Source organism: Sphingomonas sp. 77B, assembly GCF_056497825.1.
Genome location: NZ_JBWMBY010000001.1, coordinates 1422904 through 1434743 on the forward strand (window position 1 = coordinate 1422904; position 11840 = coordinate 1434743).

Annotated in this window: 15 protein-coding genes; 10 read left to right on the top strand and 5 right to left on the bottom strand. The window is 65.9% G+C overall.

The genetic code is table 11. The features are described from left to right. Nucleotides 1-14: 14 nt before the first annotated feature. Nucleotides 15-473, top strand: coding sequence for a nuclear transport factor 2 family protein (locus tag AC1GI4_RS06570; protein WP_479629006.1), 459 nt, complete (start codon nucleotides 15-17; stop codon nucleotides 471-473). A gap of 75 nt (nucleotides 474-548) precedes the next feature. Continuing rightward, a complete protein-coding gene (locus AC1GI4_RS06575; RefSeq protein WP_479629007.1) occupies nucleotides 549-1199 on the top strand; it encodes a hypothetical protein in 651 nt (216 codons plus the stop codon). A gap of 13 nt (nucleotides 1200-1212) precedes the next feature. Here the strand turns inward: AC1GI4_RS06575 and AC1GI4_RS06580 are convergent. Together AC1GI4_RS06580 and AC1GI4_RS06585 are read right to left on the bottom strand one after the other, a co-directional pair. Beyond that, a protein-coding gene (locus AC1GI4_RS06580; RefSeq protein ID WP_479630363.1) for an IS5 family transposase occupies nucleotides 1213-1964 on the bottom strand; the annotation gives its coding sequence in 2 pieces (ribosomal slippage) (nucleotides 1213-1634 and nucleotides 1634-1964; 753 coding nt in all). Between the two features lie 199 nt (nucleotides 1965-2163). Continuing rightward, the gene (locus AC1GI4_RS06585) at nucleotides 2164-2640 is read right to left on the bottom strand and encodes a DUF4126 family protein (RefSeq protein ID WP_479629008.1); all 477 of its coding nucleotides are present in this window, start codon (nucleotides 2638-2640) and stop codon (nucleotides 2164-2166) included. A 90-nt stretch (nucleotides 2641-2730) separates the two neighbouring features. Between AC1GI4_RS06585 and AC1GI4_RS06590 the strand changes: the two genes are divergently transcribed. The 3 genes from AC1GI4_RS06590 (at nucleotide 2731) to AC1GI4_RS06600 (ending at nucleotide 4334) form a co-directional block, all read left to right on the top strand. Continuing rightward, entirely contained in the window at nucleotides 2731-2940 is a 210-nt protein-coding gene (locus AC1GI4_RS06590; protein WP_294269046.1) for a hypothetical protein, read from the top strand. Nucleotides 2941-2946: 6 nt separating this feature from the next. Further along, nucleotides 2947-3903 carry an aldo/keto reductase gene (locus AC1GI4_RS06595; protein WP_479629009.1) on the top strand — a complete coding sequence of 319 codons (957 nt, stop codon included), beginning with the start codon at nucleotides 2947-2949 and terminating at the stop codon, nucleotides 3901-3903. 71 nt (nucleotides 3904-3974) lie between these two features. Then, on the top strand, nucleotides 3975-4334 hold the full coding sequence (locus AC1GI4_RS06600) for a response regulator (protein WP_433909927.1): 360 nt from the start codon (nucleotides 3975-3977) through the stop codon (nucleotides 4332-4334). A 24-nt stretch (nucleotides 4335-4358) separates the two neighbouring features. Here AC1GI4_RS06600 and AC1GI4_RS06605 read toward each other — a convergent pair whose 3' ends face one another. Beyond that, nucleotides 4359-5756 (bottom strand): helix-turn-helix domain-containing protein, encoded by a 1398-nt coding sequence (locus AC1GI4_RS06605; protein ID WP_479629010.1) that lies wholly within the window; start codon nucleotides 5754-5756, stop codon nucleotides 4359-4361. 185 nt (nucleotides 5757-5941) lie between these two features. On the opposite strand from AC1GI4_RS06605, the gene aceA reads away from it, so the two are divergent. The 4 genes from aceA (at nucleotide 5942) to AC1GI4_RS06625 (ending at nucleotide 9177) form a co-directional block, all read left to right on the top strand. After that, nucleotides 5942-7219, top strand: coding sequence for an isocitrate lyase (gene aceA / locus AC1GI4_RS06610; protein ID WP_479629011.1), 1278 nt, complete (start codon nucleotides 5942-5944; stop codon nucleotides 7217-7219). Between the two features lie 25 nt (nucleotides 7220-7244). Beyond that, on the top strand, nucleotides 7245-7403 hold the full coding sequence (locus tag AC1GI4_RS06615; protein WP_167345467.1) for a hypothetical protein: 159 nt from the start codon (nucleotides 7245-7247) through the stop codon (nucleotides 7401-7403). Between the two features lie 162 nt (nucleotides 7404-7565). After that, nucleotides 7566-8525, top strand: a complete 960-nt coding sequence (locus tag AC1GI4_RS06620; RefSeq protein WP_479629012.1) for a cation diffusion facilitator family transporter — start codon at nucleotides 7566-7568, stop codon at nucleotides 8523-8525. Between the two features lie 7 nt (nucleotides 8526-8532). After that, nucleotides 8533-9177, top strand: a complete 645-nt coding sequence (locus AC1GI4_RS06625) for a hypothetical protein (RefSeq protein ID WP_479629013.1) — start codon at nucleotides 8533-8535, stop codon at nucleotides 9175-9177. Here the strand turns inward: AC1GI4_RS06625 and AC1GI4_RS06630 are convergent. Both AC1GI4_RS06630 and AC1GI4_RS06635 read right to left on the bottom strand, forming a co-directional pair. Further along, nucleotides 9129-9743: a DUF4893 domain-containing protein gene (locus tag AC1GI4_RS06630; protein WP_479629014.1), complete on the bottom strand. Its 615-nt coding sequence runs from the start codon at nucleotides 9741-9743 to the stop codon at nucleotides 9129-9131. The genes AC1GI4_RS06625 and AC1GI4_RS06630 overlap by 49 nt on opposite strands. Then, nucleotides 9740-10525 carry a 3-hydroxybutyrate dehydrogenase gene (locus AC1GI4_RS06635; protein ID WP_294269018.1) on the bottom strand — a complete coding sequence of 262 codons (786 nt, stop codon included), beginning with the start codon at nucleotides 10523-10525 and terminating at the stop codon, nucleotides 9740-9742. Before AC1GI4_RS06635 ends, AC1GI4_RS06630 begins: the two co-directional genes overlap by 4 nt. 130 nt (nucleotides 10526-10655) lie before the next feature. On the opposite strand from AC1GI4_RS06635, the gene ypfJ reads away from it, so the two are divergent. Continuing rightward, nucleotides 10656-11570, top strand: a complete 915-nt coding sequence (ypfJ, locus tag AC1GI4_RS06640; RefSeq protein WP_479629015.1) for a KPN_02809 family neutral zinc metallopeptidase — start codon at nucleotides 10656-10658, stop codon at nucleotides 11568-11570. The last annotated feature ends 270 nt before the right edge of the window (nucleotides 11571-11840 follow it).

The following is an 11840-nucleotide window of genomic DNA, read 5'->3' on the forward strand; positions in this document are numbered from 1 at the left end:
CGGGGGGAGAGAATATGCGGTCCTGTCACATCGTCTCGGGTCTCGTGCTGGCGCTGCTTGCAGGCACGGCATCGGCGCAGGCATCGTCCGACCGGGCGATCCTGACCCTCGTCCAGTCGTTCAACGACGCGCGCAATAGCTTCGATGCGAAGGCGCTCGATGGGTTGCTGGCACCGGATTATGTCGAGGTTTCACCGCGCGGCGAGATCGATCGGCGGCCAGCGGTCCTGGGCTTTTACACCCCCGACAAGGCGAGCCCGGTCCCGCCGATGCGCTTTCATACCGACGATGTACGGCACCATGGCGACAGCGCCATCGTCATCGGTTCGATCGACTATACGCTGCCCGATCCAAGCGGCGGCACCGTGACCCGCAGCGTGCGCGTGACCTATGTCGAGCAGCGGATCGGCCAGACATGGAAGATGACGTCGGTGCAATATACCAGCGTCATGCCGCCCAAGCCCGCTTCCTGATCCGGGTGACGGCCGAATGGCTATCACCACCCTCTTTTCGCATCGAGCGTTCGACGACGTCAGCGTGAGGAACGGATGATCCTTTTGCCCCTGGTCCTGCAAACGGAAGCCGCCTTATCCTTTGGGGAGGCGCGACAACTCCCCCCGGCTGTCGTTGGCGAGCGTCTTTTAAAAGACGTGGAGCACGGGCCTGTCGAAACATTCATCGCGCCGGTCGGGGGGATGAACGCCCCCGGCACTATCGACGCCGATCTTGTGGAGCGTCCGGCCGCGACGGCTCAAGGCTGTACGAGAGTCCGATGGACCGTGCGCTTCCGTACCCATCCCGGAAACCCGCTGGACGATGCGATACCCGACAATCGCTATCCGACGACGGAAATCGCGCGGGCCAAGCCGTCAGGATGCTCAACCGCCGACTATGTCCATGTGAATCCGGGCATCGATCCGTCACGGGGCTTCGCCGTTCTGGAACAGCTGGATCGCCTTCGTTCCGGCGGCGCGAAGTTCACGATCGAATGCACGGATCAAACCCGTTGGGGATTGTGCGATAAAAAGGCGACAATCCCGACCGAATTGGCGCGCCTCAAGCCGTGGAATATCTCCGCCGATCCCGATGGCTTGCTGATATGGCTCGGCACACCCGGCCGCACCGTCACCGAGGTGCGCTTTGATGAGCAGCAACCCGACCGCGTCTGGATCAGCCGAAGCATCCCCGCGCCGTTCTAGGCCGGATCGACATTCATCGTAGCCAGATCATGGCGGCGGCGAGGTGGACAAATCCGGTGAAGTGGATGGTGCGGCGGTCGTAGCGGGTGGCGAAGCGTCGGAAGTGCTTGAGGCGTCCGAAGCATCGCTCGATCTGATTGCGATGCTTGTAGATGTCTTCGTCGTGCGGGATGGCGACCTTGCGATTGCGTTTTGACGGGATGACAGCGGTGGCGTTCATGCCTGCGATCCGGTCACGCAAGTCGTTGCCGTCATAGGCTTTGTCGGCCAGCACCGCCACGGCGTGCTGACCTTCGAGCAGATCAGATGCGGAGGCGATGTCGCTGGCTTGCCCCGGCGTGATGCGGAACCGCACAGGGCGACCGAACGTGTCGGCGAGCATGTGAATCTTGGTTGTCAATCCACCTCGGGAACGCCCCAGCGCCTGATCCTTGGCCCCCCTTTTCCGGTCGCAGCCTGCTGGTGTGCTCGAACGATGGTGCTGTCGATCATCAGATACTGGTTGTCCCGGTCGGCCGTCAGCGCCTCGAACACCTGCTCCCAGACGCCGGCGTGGCACCAGCGGCTGAAACGCCGATGCACCGTCTTCCACTTGCCGTAGCGTTCCGGCAGGTCGCACCAGTGCGCTCCCGAGCGCAGCACCCACAAACATCCGTTTACGAACAATCGGTTATCTGAACCCGTTCGGCCGGGATCAGTCGTCTTGCCCGGAACCAGCGACGCAATCCGCGACCACTGCGCCTCGCTCAACTCGTAACGCTTGATCCCCATCACTCCCTCCGCGCTTTGACACGGAGGCCTATGAATCAGCCTGCAGCGGCTTTGGGAAGCCTGAATGTCGATCCGGCCTAGAGCATGATGACATGAGATTAATTCACCCCTCCCCTTCAGGGGAGGGGCTCTCCTTGGTTCAACGCAACGTCATCACGGTCTAAACGTGGGCGGGGATGCTGGCCAATAGCCCTTATCCTCGCCGCCCCCGCACGATCCCCACCGCGCTCGCCAGCACGGCGGCGTCCTCGGCAAAGCCCGTCTTGGTCTGGCCATAACGGCCCAGCGCCGCCATCCGGCCGCGCCAGCCGGGGTAGGAGGCGACGACCGCCGTCACGCCGCCGATCGCCGCGCCCAGCCAGCGATGCTTCGGGCTGGCCAGCGCCGCGCCCGCGATCGCCGACGTCGTGAAGCGCGCCGCCAGCCCGATGGGCACGATGCGGTTGGGCGCGGTCTTCTGCTTGTCGCCCGCCATTTCGCCGATCGCCAGCGCCAGCGTGCCCGCCGCGACGATGGGGTTGGCCAGCCAGCGCAGCACGCCCTTGCCGGCCGGCAACTGCCCACGCGCCGCAGCGATCGATACGGCGGCCAGCGGCGTCATCGCACGCTGTCCGCCGACCAGACCCATTTTGAACGGCGCCAGCAGATGGGCAGGCAGGGAAGCGGACATGGCATGGACCTCGTTGTACAAATCAGGTCGCGACAACGCATCGCCCCTGCCGCAGGGTTCCCCCCTTCCCCACCACCCCCGGATTTTGGCATGATGGCGGCCATGATCCGCATCCTGATGACCGCCGCGCTGCTGACGCTGGCCGCCTGTTCCTCGCACGACCAGCCCCAGGGGTTGAGCGCAGAGGAGAACCGCCAGTTGAACGACGCCGCCGCGATGCTCGATGCCAATGCATTCGATCTGAACGCGATGGCGCCTTCGGACGTTGGGGAAGACAATCCCACCGATAACGAAAGCTGATACGCCATGACCGACATGCCGCTTCGCCGCCTGGGCTCGACCGACCTGATGATCGCGCCGCTGGTGCTGGGCGGCAATGTCTTTGGCTGGACCGCCGACCGCGCGGCGAGCTTTGCGGTGCTCGACGCCTTTGTTGACCAGGGCGGGGTGATGATCGACACCGCGGACGTCTATTCCGCCTGGGTCGACGGCCATCAGGGCGGCGAGTCCGAGGCGATGATCGGCGAATGGCTGAAGGCCAGCGGCAAGCGCGACCAGGTGCTGATCGCCACCAAGGTCGGCATGCTGCCCGGCGAAGGCGGCGAGAAACTTGCCCCCGCCCGCATTGCGGCGGCGGCGGAGGCCTCGCTCAAGCGGCTCGGTACCGACCGGATCGACCTGTATTTCGCGCATCAGGATGACGAGGATCAGCCGCAGGAGGCGGTGATGGAGGCCTTTGCCAAGCTGGTCCAGGCGGGCAAGGTGCGCGTCATCGGCGCGTCCAACTTCCACGCTGCCCGCCTGAAATCGGCCAATGAGGCCGCGCTGGCCGCCGGACTGCCGCGCTATCACGTCCTGCAACCCGAATATAATCTGGTCAGCCGCCACAAGTTCGAGGGTGAGTTGCAGGATTACTGCGTCACCGAGAATATCGGCGTCGTCCCCTATTATGGCCTGGCCGCCGGCTTCCTGACCGGCAAGTATCGCAGCGACGACGACCTGTCGCAAAGCGTGCGCGGCGCAAAGATGGGTGAGTTGCTCCATGGCAAGGGCGCGGCGGTGCTGGCGGCGCTGGACGCGGTGGCGGAGGAAACGGGGGCCACCCCGGCCCAGGTCGCGCTCGCCTGGCTGATCGCGCAGCCGGGCGTCACCGCGCCCATCGCCAGCGCCACCAGCGCGAAGCAGCTGTCCGAGCTTACGCCCGCGATGCGGTTGACCCTGACCGACGAACAGCTGGCTCGGCTGACGGACAGCGGCGCGTAAAGCCCACGGATGAACGCAAAATTAAACCGTTTTCGGAACGGATGCTAAGGTGCAGGTTTAATGCACGTCATATGAAGCCTCCGACCATATTAATCGTCGAAGACCAGCAGCTTTTGCTGATGCACGTCCAATTTGCGTTCGAGGATGCGGGTTATGTGGTGATCCAGGCCGACAGCGCCGACCAGGCGTTGCTGGCCCTGGATCGGCACCCCGAAATCCGCGCCATCTTCACCGATGTCGCGATGCCCGGATCGATCGACGGCGCCGCGCTGGCGGCCAGAGTGCACCAGACCCATCCACATGTGACGATCATCGTCACATCGGGCGAGCAGCTGCATGTCGCCGATGAGCTTCCCGACGGTGTGCTGTTCGTGCCCAAGCCCTATACGGGGCATGATATCATCCGGCTGATCGGAGAGAGCGTCGCCTGATCGGCTCGGCGCTTTGCCGGAACGTCAGTCTCCGACGAAATTCCACGCCGTCACGCCGCGCTCCCGTTCATTCACCAGCACCGCGCGGCCGATCGGCGGATACGAACGCTGCGGACATTCGGCCCGCAGACAACGGCGACAGCCCGGGCCGACCGGCACCGCTGTCCCGCTCACCGGATCCTGTCCCCGGATCGCCGCCAGCTGGCCCGCGAGATCCGCCGTCACCCCCAGCATCACCGCGAACCGCCCCGCGATGCCCGACAGTGTCCGCCCCGCCCGCGACGTTGCCTGCGTCAGGGTGACGAAGCGCTGGCCATCGGGCATCGCCACGGTCTGGACCAAGGGATCGCCGCTCCGGTCGAAGGCGTAAAAGACGTTCATCAGCGGGCACAGCCCCTCTGCCTCGACCAGACCGGGATCGGCCGCGCCCGCCAACCGCTTCGAGACTTGTCCTGCGCGGTCGACCCGCATCAGGAAAAAGGGCAGGCCCCGCGCGCCGACCCGATTGAGGGTCGTCAGCCGGTGCGCCAGCTGCTCGAACGACACGCCGAACCGCCGTTGCAGCACGGGCAGGTCATAGCCGGTCGCCTCGCACGCACGCAGGAAACGGGCATAGGGCATGACGATGGCGGCGGCGAAATATTGCGCGAGATAGCGTCGGAACAGCCGCTCCGCGATCCGGTCGCCAAAGGCCGCGCCGCGTGCCAGCGCCTCGATCTCGCTGCGCGCCTCGGACTGGGCGAGTTGCACCGCCAGCGCGAAGACGCGTGCGGGGGCCTCCAGCATCTCGGACAGCTGCAATTGCCGGGCATGGAGGTCCAGCCGGACGAGCCGGTCGGGCAGGATGTTGATCGGCAGCACCCGGATCGACAGGGCGTGGCGCACCCGCAACCGCTCCGCCAACGCGCCGTACAGGTCGCCCGCCGCCAGCCGTAATTCGTCCGCCAGCGTCTCGGCGGCGGCGTCGAGATCGGGAAAGTGGTTGCGCCACCGCTCGATCTCGCGCCGGACGGACAGCGTCGGATCGGGCGTGGCCGGAGTGTTCGCCGCGTCCCCGCCCGCCCCCGCCAATCGGTCGAAGGCGCGCGCAAACGCCTCCGCTCCACCCGGCGCCGCCGCCAGCCATTCCTCCAGCTCGGTGCGGTCGATCTCCAGATCGGCGAACAGCGGATCGGCCAGCCGCCGCCGCATCGCCGCCGCGCCGCCGCCGGGCGCATCGCTGGTCAGGGCGCGCGGATCGAAGTCGAACGTCTCGACCAACCGCACCAGCAACGCCGCCGACACCGGCCGCTGGTTGCGCTCGATCAGGTTCAGATAGCTGGGCGAGATGTCCAGCATCTCGGCCATCGCCGCCTGCGACAGGCCATTCTGCCGGCGCAACCGCCGCACGGCATGGCCCGCGATCACCTTGGCTCCGCTCATCGCCGCTCTCCTCATGACAGAGGCTGCGCTGCGCTCCACCGACTGTCAATTATTTACATCCAGACAAAAATGGTCGGCGGATTACAGACGAAGCGACGCTGTCGGACACCAGCAACACCTTCTGCACCCATACCGTTTCCGGCAATCTCTCGGTCACGAACAGTCACATTGTAAAGGATGACGCGATGCCGAGCTTCCAGGATCTGATCCCCGCCCCCGCCGGGCGGTTCGACGGCATCGCCCGTCCCTACACTCCCGCCGACGTCGCGCGACTGCGCGGCTCGATCACGGTAGAGCATACGCTGGCCCGGCGTGGCGCGCTGAAATTGTGGGAGCTGCTCCAGTCCGAGGATTATGTCCCGGCACTCGGCGCACTGTCGGGCAACCAGGCGATGCAGATGGTCCGCGCCGGGCTGAAGGCGATCTATCTGTCGGGCTGGCAGGTCGCGGCGGACGCCAACACCGCCGGGCAGATGTATCCCGACCAGTCGCTCTACCCCGCCAATGCCGGGCCGGAACTGGCACGCAAGATCAACGCGACGCTGGCGCGCGCCGACCAGATCGAGCATTCGGAGGGCGGCGCGACGCGTGACTGGTTCGCCCCCATCGTCGCCGATGCCGAAGCCGGGTTCGGCGGGCCGCTCAACTGCCATGAGATCATGAAGGCCTATATCGCGGCTGGCGCGGCGGGTGTGCATTTCGAGGATCAGCTCGCCTCGGAAAAGAAGTGCGGCCATCTGGGCGGCAAGGTCCTGATCCCCACGGCGGCGCACATCCGCAACCTGGATGCGGCGCGGCTGGCGGCGGATGTGGCGGGCGTACCGACCGTGATCTGCGCGCGCACCGATGCCGAAAGCGCCCGGCTCATCACCTCGGACGTCGACGAGCGGGATCATGAATTCCTGACCGGCGAGCGGACGGCGGAAGGGTTCTTCCGCCTGAAGCCGGGGACCGGCGTCGACCATTGTATCAAGCGCGGCCTGGCCTTCGCCCCCCATGCCGACCTGTTGTGGTGGGAGACCTCGAAGCCCAACCTGGCGGACGCGCGCCGCTTCGCCGAAGCGATCCGGCGCGAGCATCCGAACAAGATGCTGGCCTATAATTGCTCGCCCAGCTTCAACTGGGAGGCCAATCTGGACCGCGACGATATCGCCCGGTTCCAGCGCGAGATCGGGGCGATGGGGTACAAGTTCCAGTTCGTCACGCTCGCCGGGTTCCACCAGCTGAATTACGGGATGTTCGAGCTGGCACGCGGATATCGCGACCGGGGCATGGCGGCCTATTCCGAGCTGCAACAGGCGGAGTTCGCCGCCGAGCCCCATGGCTATACCGCGACCCGCCACCAGCGCGAGGTGGGCACCGGCTATTTCGACCTGATCGCGCAGATGGTCGCGGGCGGCGACAGCTCGACCACCGCGCTCGCCGAATCCACCGAAGCCGCCCAGTTCGTCCGGGCCGCCTGACACCCATAACGAAGGAGAATATGCCATGCCGACCGAACCGCAACGCAGCCGCGCCGTCTTCTCCACCGAGGACTTCGCCCTAATGAAGGAAGCGATCGCCGAGCACGTCAAGCGCGTCGCCGACGATCCCCGCTCGATCAAGTTCGCGCATCTGTACCACCGGCTGGGGCGGATCGCATCCTGAGGCAATCCCTTGGCCTTCGACTTCGCTCAGGCTGAACGGAAGTTGGGGAAAGTCCCCCCAATCCGTTCGCACTGAGCGTAGTCGAAGTGCACGCCCATAGCTCTGCCAGACGGCTTCGTTAGCCCCACGGAACAACCAGCCCGATCGCACGCTGTACCGGCCATGCCAGACACCGGCCTGACCGCGCGCATTCGCGAGAATATCGTCCTGTACGGCGCGCTGGCGGCCAATCTCGGCATCGGCGTCGCCAAGTTCGTCGCCGCCGGGATCACCGGATCGTCCTCGATGCTGACCGAGGGCGTACATTCGGTGGTCGACAGCGGCAACCAGATCCTGCTGCTCTATGGCCAGAAGCGCGCCAAGCGCGGGCCAGATGCGGTCCATCCCTTCGGCTATGGGCGCGAGCTGTATTTCTGGGCATTCGTCGTCGCGATCCTGATCTTCGCGCTGGGCTCCGGCATCTCGATCTATGAGGGCTGGCTGCACATCAAGGCGCCCGAGCCGCTGCGTGATCCGACCGTCAACTATATCGTGCTGGCCATCGCCTTCGCTCTGGAGGGCGCGAGCTGGACCATCGCGGTGCGGGAGTTTTCGCGCGCCAAGGGGGATAGCGGCTGGTGGCGGGCAATCCATGATTCCAAGGACCCGCCGGGCTTTATCGTCCTGTTCGAGGATTCGGCCGCGCTGGCGGGTCTTGTCATCGCGGCGCTGGGCGTCTGGCTGTCCCATGCGACCGGCGATGCGCGGATCGACGGGGTCGCGTCGATCCTGATCGGCCTCGTGCTGGGGGCCGTCGCGATCCTGCTGGCGCGCGAGGCCAAGGGGCTGCTGATCGGCGAACGCGCCGACCCGGAGGTGGTGGAGACGATCCGCGAGATCGTCGCCGCGCGCCCCTGGATCACGCACGTCAACCATGTCCGCACGATCCACACCGCGCCCGACAGCATCTTTGCCGCGATCAGCGCCGATTTCGTCGACAGCCTGCCCATGGGCGTGGCGGAGACGATGATCGAACTCCTGGAAGACGATCTTCGACAGGCTGTGCCCAGCCTGTCATCCATCTATATCCGCCCGGAAAAGCGAGAGAATGCGGCTGCGCCCGCCGCTCAACATAGGTTATGAGGCGATCATGACCAAGCTCCTGCGATTCGCGGCTGCCCTGCTCCTGGCGCTGACCTTTGCGCTCCCCGCCCAGGCGGCGGTCACAATCACCTTCTGGAGCCATGAGCTGGGCAACAGCTTCCCGCACGCCTTCTTCTCGCTGCGCGGCACCGTGGACGCCACCGGCCAGCCGGTGGATGCCAATTACGGCTTCACCGCCCGATCCGTATCCCCCGCGCTGTTGATGGGTACGGTGAAGGGTCGGCTGGACATCTCCAAACCCTTCTACATCTCGACCAGCGACGCGCAGTTCTCCTACGTGATGACCGACGTGCAATATGCCGACATACTGGCACTGGTCGCGGCATGGGACGAGAAGACGGGGGACTCGCATTACAATCTGAACCAGCGCAACTGCGTGCATTTCGTGCAGGAAGCGGCGCGACGGATCGGACTGGTCGGGCTCGATCATCCCGAGCTGATGAAGAAGCCGCGGTCCTATCTGAAGGCGGTGGCGCAGGCCAATGCCGACCGGGTCACGGTGATCGGCCAGCATGGCAAGGAATATCTTGCTTCGCTACCGCCGCTGCCTGCCGCGCCTGTCGCTCCGTCGCCCGCGCCGACTCAGCCCGTGACGGGCGCCAGTTCGAGTATGTCGACCACCGACTCATAAGCCGGAAACGGGAAGGCGATCCGCCAGTGCGTCGGATCGATCCGTTCCACCACACCCGCCATGTCGCGGGCCCGGTCGCGCCCATAGGCGTAGGACCGCTCCTCGTCCCCCAGGATCATCGTGCCCAGAAAGATGCTGCGCGCGTCGGTGTCGGGATAGATGCGCCCGGTCAGGCGCTGTGACCCATCGATCTTGGTCAGTTGCTGGCCGCCGCCCGTCACGCGGCAGCGGAAATAGGGATAGGCGACATAGGTCAGTGTCGCACGTCCCTGGGAGCCCAGCTTGACCGTGCGACAGCGATAATCGCCGTCGGGCAGTTGCGGGTCGGCAAGCGAATAGTCGGGATCGGCCAACTGGCCCAGTGCCGCGATATCGCTGGCGGCCCCGCCTGCCCGCGCCTGGGTCAGTCCCTTGATCCAGGCCGTGCGCCAGCCACGCAGGCGGACGCGGTCATCCTCGGTCGCCGCCAGCCGCCAGTCATTCGCCTGTTCGACCCGCTGCGCCTGGACGGCGACCACGCCGCCCGCCGCCAGCATCGTGCCGATCAGGACCAGCGGCCACCTCATTGCGCGGTCCAGCCGCCATCGACCGACAGGTTCGCGCCGGTGATCGACTTCGCTTCGTCACGGCAGAGGAACAGCGCCAGCGCCGCGACCTGCTCGATGGTCACGAACTCCTTGGTCGGCTGTGCCTTCAGCAGCACGTCGTCGATCACCTGCTCGCGGCTGAGGCCCCGTGCCTTCATCGTGTCGGGAATCTGGTTCTCGACCAGCGGTGTCCAGACATAGCCGGGCGAAATGCAGTTGGCGGTGATGCCGTCGGTCGCCACCTCCAGCGCCACGGTCTTGGTGATGCCGACCACGCCATGCTTGGCCGCGACATAGGCGGACTTGTTGGGGCTCGCGACCAGGCTGTGCGCCGAGGCGGTGGTGATGATCCGCCCCCAGCCCCTGGCCCGCATGTGCGGGATCGCCGCGCGCATCATGTGCCATGCCGAGGACAGGTTGATCGCGATGATCGCATCCCATTTCTCGACCGGAAACTCGGTGATCGGGGCGACGTGCTGGATACCGGCATTGTTGATGACGATATCGACGGAGCCTGTTTCCTTCGCCGCCCGCTCGATCATCGCCGCGATCTGATCGGGTTGGGTCATGTCCGCCGGGTCGTAGAGCGCCGCCGCACCGCTGGCCTGTGCCAGCGCGGCGCGGTTCGCCTCGATCGCCTCCGCCTCGCCGAAACCGTTCAGCACGACTGCCGCGCCCTCCGCCGCCAGCGCCTTGGCATAGGCCAGGCCGATGCCCGAGGTGGAGCCCGAGATCACCGCCGTCTTGCCCTTCAGGAACATGCCATTCTCCTGTGTTGTGCATCACACCATGCGATCAGATGCCGACCCGTGCAACCGCAGGACGGCCTTGCGGGTTCAACCTTGCGCCGAAGACCCGCATAGGCGGGCATCATGACAAAGGGGTGAGACGATGCGGCTCGACGATTATGACAACGACATCGATGTCGGCGAGGCGCAGAGTGGCGGCGGCGGCTTTGGCGGTGGCGGCGGCGGACTGTTGTTCGGGCTGTTGCCGTTGATCGGCAGCCGCTTCGGCTGCGGCGGCATCGTCGTCGTGCTTATCATTCTCGCGGTCGTGGGCATGAACCCGCTGGGCCTGCTGACCGGCGGCGGCAGCGGCAACGCACCCGTCACCCGATCGGCCGACTCCTCCTCTGGCCAGAGCGTCCGCCAGATTTGCGAGGCCTCGCCGGAACGCCGCGACACCTGTCGCGCGTTCAGCAATGCCGACAACACCTGGGAAAAGATTTTCGCGGAGTCCGGACAGCGTTTCGAGGCGCCGGGCCTTCGCTTCTTCAAGCCGGATGCGAACAGCGTCCAGTCGGGTTGCGGCGTGGCGCAGTCGGCGGTCGGCCCCTTCTATTGCCCGACCGATCGCAAGATCTATCTCGACACCAATTTCTTCAACGAGCTGGCCAACCGCTTCGGTGCGAAGGGCGATTTCGCGCGCTATTATGTCGTCGCGCATGAGTTCGGGCATCATATCCAGACGCTGCTCGGCACGTCGGACAAGGTGCGTCAGGCGCAACAGGCGGCGGGACAGGCGGAGGGCAATGCCCTGTCGGTACGGCTGGAACTGCAGGCGGATTGCTATGCGGGCGTCTGGGCCGCCAAGAATCGCGACCGGCTGGAACCCGGCGATGTCGAGGAAGGCATGACCGCCGCCCGCGCCATCGGTGACGACACGCTTCAGCGTGAGGCAACCGGCCGCGTCGTGCCGGACAGCTTCACCCACGGCACGTCCGAACAGCGGATGCGCTGGCTGCGTAAGGGCATGGAAACGGGCGATCCCGCCCAGTGCGATACGTTTTCGGGCGCGATCTAAGCGGGAACCGCTCCCCCTCCTGCAAGCGGGAGGGGGTCGGTCGGGGGTCTCACCGAGACTACCACCTGCGGCCTTGCCCTCCCCCAACCCCTCCCGCCTGCGGGAGGGGAGTAAGAAGGGACGCGCCGGAGTGGGTTGCAAACAACCGGCTTTCCGTCGCCAGCCTACGACATACCTAAAGTCGCCAAGAACGCTCCCCCTCCCGCAAGCGGGAGGGGGTCGGGGGGAGGGCAAGCCTCAGGCGATATCGCTCGACGCACAGCCCCTCCC

Coding starts and splice junctions, on each gene's coding strand:
- AC1GI4_RS06570 (WP_479629006.1), top strand. CDS start 15: ATGCGGTCCTGTCACATCGTCTCGGGTCTCGTGCTGGCGCTGCTTGCA.
- AC1GI4_RS06575 (WP_479629007.1), top strand. CDS start 549: ATGATCCTTTTGCCCCTGGTCCTGCAAACGGAAGCCGCCTTATCCTTT.
- AC1GI4_RS06585 (WP_479629008.1), bottom strand. CDS start 2,640: ATGTCCGCTTCCCTGCCTGCCCATCTGCTGGCGCCGTTCAAAATGGGT.
- AC1GI4_RS06590 (WP_294269046.1), top strand. CDS start 2,731: ATGATGGCGGCCATGATCCGCATCCTGATGACCGCCGCGCTGCTGACG.
- AC1GI4_RS06595 (WP_479629009.1), top strand. CDS start 2,947: ATGACCGACATGCCGCTTCGCCGCCTGGGCTCGACCGACCTGATGATC.
- AC1GI4_RS06600 (WP_433909927.1), top strand. CDS start 3,975: ATGAAGCCTCCGACCATATTAATCGTCGAAGACCAGCAGCTTTTGCTG.
- AC1GI4_RS06605 (WP_479629010.1), bottom strand. CDS start 5,756: ATGAGCGGAGCCAAGGTGATCGCGGGCCATGCCGTGCGGCGGTTGCGC.
- aceA (WP_479629011.1), top strand. CDS start 5,942: ATGCCGAGCTTCCAGGATCTGATCCCCGCCCCCGCCGGGCGGTTCGAC.
- AC1GI4_RS06615 (WP_167345467.1), top strand. CDS start 7,245: ATGCCGACCGAACCGCAACGCAGCCGCGCCGTCTTCTCCACCGAGGAC.
- AC1GI4_RS06620 (WP_479629012.1), top strand. CDS start 7,566: ATGCCAGACACCGGCCTGACCGCGCGCATTCGCGAGAATATCGTCCTG.
- AC1GI4_RS06625 (WP_479629013.1), top strand. CDS start 8,533: ATGACCAAGCTCCTGCGATTCGCGGCTGCCCTGCTCCTGGCGCTGACC.
- AC1GI4_RS06630 (WP_479629014.1), bottom strand. CDS start 9,743: ATGAGGTGGCCGCTGGTCCTGATCGGCACGATGCTGGCGGCGGGCGGC.
- AC1GI4_RS06635 (WP_294269018.1), bottom strand. CDS start 10,525: ATGTTCCTGAAGGGCAAGACGGCGGTGATCTCGGGCTCCACCTCGGGC.
- ypfJ (WP_479629015.1), top strand. CDS start 10,656: ATGCGGCTCGACGATTATGACAACGACATCGATGTCGGCGAGGCGCAG.